The 3,614-nt window shown below is 68.3% G+C and carries 2 protein-coding genes and 1 pseudogene; 2 read left to right on the top strand and 1 reads right to left on the bottom strand.

The genetic code is table 11. From position 1 onward, the window contains the following. A partial coding sequence (locus tag JNN06_RS13410) for a substrate-binding domain-containing protein (protein ID WP_291240097.1) occupies positions 1 to 252 on the bottom strand: 252 nt, incomplete at its 3' end. Positions 253 to 466: 214 nt separating this feature from the next. Between JNN06_RS13410 and JNN06_RS13405 the strand changes: the two genes are divergently transcribed. Further along, positions 467 to 1,828 carry an aldehyde dehydrogenase family protein gene (locus tag JNN06_RS13405; protein ID WP_291240096.1) on the top strand — a complete coding sequence of 454 codons (1,362 nt, stop codon included), beginning with the start codon at positions 467 to 469 and terminating at the stop codon, positions 1,826 to 1,828. 293 nt (positions 1,829 to 2,121) lie between these two features. Further along, a pseudogene (locus tag JNN06_RS13400) lies at positions 2,122 to 3,614 on the top strand (hypothetical protein); the annotation flags it as partial.

The raw sequence follows: 3,614 nt of genomic DNA, 5'->3' as shown, positions 1-3,614 counted from the left end.
GGAGGAGTTGGCGATGTCGATGGTGGTTTCGCCCACGCCTTCGCACAGTTTCTTGCGGCCAGCGCCCGAACCGCCACCCTCGACCACCGGGGTCGGGAAGTCGAAGTTTTCGCCAAAGGCCTCGGCCACGATGGTGGCATAGGGCAGCACGGTGGAGGAGCCGGCGACCTGGATATTGTCGCGGGCCATCGCGCCGGTGGTCGCGGCAGCGACCATGGCAATGGCGGAAACGGTGATCTTCATGGCAGACATGGGTTGCTCCATCTGGTGTCCGGTCGGGCGGTTGCCCTTGATCCTCGGGCGGTTGCCCTTGGAGCGAGGGGGTAGCGGTCGGATGTGACGGTCATGCAAGATTTGTGTGACAGTTTTGTAAAACAGCGCGGGGCGGGGGCAGAAAAGCTGACGCGACGTTTTTGCCCGCAGGGCGCGCGCTCTGCTAGGCTCGTGCCGGGTCATGAGGTGGAAAATGCAGCTGGAACAGGTGTTTGAGCGTCAAAAGGCGGGTGTGGCAGAGCGGCGTTTGCGCTTTGGGCTGCCGGAGCGGCGGGCGGCGCTGGCGCGGTTGGAGGCTGTCATCCGGGCCCGGCAGGGCGAGATTTGTGACGCCATCGCGCAGGATCTGGGGCGGCCCGCGGGAGAATCGCTGCTGGTCGAGGTGCTGCCCCTGATGCAGGAAATCGGGCAGGCGCGGCGCCAGTTGCGGCGCTGGATGCGGCCCCGGCGGGTCTGGGGCGGGCTGGCGGGCCTTGGCACGCGGGCGCGGCTGGTGCCGCAGGCCAAGGGCGTGGCGCTGATCGTGGCGCCGTGGAACTACCCGGTCTCGCTGGCACTGGGGCCGCTGGTCTCGGCCCTGGCGGCGGGCTGTGCGGCGGTGGTGAAGCCGTCAGAGCTGGCCCCGGCCAGTGCGGCGATGGTGTCACGGATCGTGGCCGAGGCCTTTGACCCCGATCTGGTCGCGGTGGTGGAGGGCGACCGCGATGTGGCGACGCGGCTGCTGGCGCTGCCCTTTGACCATATTTTCTTCACCGGCAGCCCGGAGGTGGGCAAGGTGGTGATGGCGGCGGCGGCGCGGACGCTTGCCTCGGTCACGCTGGAACTGGGCGGCAAATCGCCCTGCATCATCGGGCCGGGGGCGGATCTGGCCGCAGCGGCGCGGTGGGTGGCCTTTGGCAAGCGGATCAATGCCGGGCAGACCTGCATCGCGCCGGATCATCTGCTGGTGCATGAGGCGGTGGCGGCGCCGTTTCTGGCCGCCTTGCAGGCCGAATATGCGCGGGGCGACAGCGCCACGCGGATCATCACGCCGCGCCATGCCGGGCGGCTGCGGGCGCTGCTGGCCGAGGCCGAGGCGATGGGGGCGCGGCGGATCACCGGTGGGCCGGGTGAGGGCTGTGCGATGCCTGCGGTGATTCTGGAGGGCATGCCCGAGGGCAGCGCCTTGACGCGGGAGGAGATCTTTGGCCCGATTCTGCCGGTGGTGACCTGGGCCGGAGAGGCGGCGCTGCTGGAGCGGCTGGGCGCGGCCGATGTGCCGCTGTCGCTGTATCTGTTCGAGCGCGACCGGGCGAGGATCGACCGCATCTGCCGCGCCGTGGCAGCGGGGGCGGTGGGGGTGAACCTGACGCTGCTGCAATTCTCGCATGCCGGTTTGCCCTTTGGCGGCAAGGGCCGGTCGGGGCAGGGGCAGGCGCATGGGGCCTGGGGCTTTGCTGCCTTCAGCCATCTGATGCCGGTGCTGGAAAACCGCTTCAGCCCGGCGCGGCTGTTGATGCCGCCGCTGGGGGCCAAGGGGCGGCGTCTGCTGGATTTGCTGCTGAAATGGGGATGAGACGGGCGGGGACTGATCGCCTCCCGGTAGTGCAATTTTGCCGCTGGGCGCCAAAAAATCGGTGGAAAGCGACGGTGCGGGGTTGAAGAGTTAACGACTCCTTGCACTATCGCGGCAAGCTGTGCCTTCATGCCGGGGCACTGCTTTCGCTTGTCTGCCATCTGCCCTTTGCGGGCTGGCAGGGCCGTGGTGCCCGCAAGGCGCCGCAACGGGGCGCAAGGCAGGCTGCGGCAAAGGCAAGGAATGGCGGCGCGCCGACCATTTCGTTTGAAGTTTTTTGACAGGACAGTGCCATGGCTCCGATTGCTGCCGATTTTGCCTCTCTCTCCGCCCGGACCACCCCGGCCCGCGCCCTGCGACCCGCAAGATTGCTGCAAAGCACCGCGCTGGTGCTGGTGCTGGCGGCGAGCCCGGCGCTGGCGCAAACCTGGAGCGGCGGTGCGGGCGGTGGCAATGCGACGCGATGGGACCATGACCCCAACTGGAGCGGCAATGCCGAGCCGACCGTTGCCGGCAATGTCACCATCGGGGGCAGCGCCAATGACCCCGAGGTGCGCGCTGGCGATAACGATGCCGTCGCGGGCAGCGTGACGCTTGCGACCGGCGGCAATCTGACGGTGAATGGCACTCTGACGGTTGGCGCGTCCGGGGTGACGCTGGCGAATAATGGCGGCGCGGCGCCGGGCAGCACGCTGACGGTGGGGGATAACGGGACGTTGGTTTCCGGGGCGGTCTCGGTCTCCGAGTTCAGCACGCTGAGCAATGATGGCTCTGTGGAGTCCAATATCAGCAACAGCGGCAGCGTGACCAATACCGACGAGATCGTCGGCACTGTCACCAACAATATCGGCGGCACGCTGAACAGCACCGGCAGGATTGAAGGCGATGTGTCGAACAGCGGCACTGCGACCATCACCGGCAGTCTCACGGGCGAGCTGACCACGCTGGGCGGCAGCACGACGGTGATCGACGGCGATCTGGGCACGGCGCTGGACGGGGTGGCGGGGGTCAGCAATGCGGGCGGTCTGACGCTGGGCAACGGCGCCACGCTGGTGCTGGATGCGGGCGAGGCGCTGCATACCGCCGCAACCGGGGATACCACGATCCGTGGCACGGTGGATGGCGATGTGACCGATGCGGTCGGCGCGCAGACCACCTTGGCGGGCGGCGATGTGACGGGGGATGTGACGGTGGCGGGGTCGCTAACCAGCACCGGCACCAGCACCATCGGCGATGACCTGACCATCGAGCGCAACGGCGCCGATGCGGGCAGCGTGACGGTTGCCAGCGGCACGCTGACGGTTTCGGGCAATGGCCCCGGCCCCGAGGTGAATGTGGATGGCGCGCTGACGGTGAATACCGGCGCCACGCTGGTTGGCGATGTGGATCTCACCGCCAATGGTTCCGGCACGATTGACGGCACGGTGACCGGCGCTGTCAGCAATGCGGGCACGGTGGAGGTGGATGGCACGGTGACCGGGGCGCTCAGCACCGGGGCGACGGGTGAGACCACGATCCGTGGCACGGTGGATGGCGATGTGACCGATGCGGTCGGCGCGCAGACCACCTTGGCAGGCGGCGATGTGACGGGGGATGTGACGGTGGCGGGGTCTCTGACCAGCACCGGCACCAGCACCATCGGCGATGACCTGACCATCGAGCGCAATGGCGCCGATGTGGGCAGCGTGACGGTTGCCAGCGGCACGCTGACGGTTTCGGGCAATGGCCCCGGCCCCGAGGTGAATGTGGATGGCGCGCTGACGGTGAATAGCGGCGCCCGGCTGGT

The sequence above is a fragment of the Gemmobacter sp. genome, from assembly GCF_016792925.1.
Taxonomy (GTDB): Bacteria; Pseudomonadota; Alphaproteobacteria; order Rhodobacterales; family Rhodobacteraceae; genus Gemmobacter.
The sequence above is the reverse complement of the archived record's forward strand: the minus strand, read 5'-3'. Positions and strand labels throughout refer to the sequence as shown.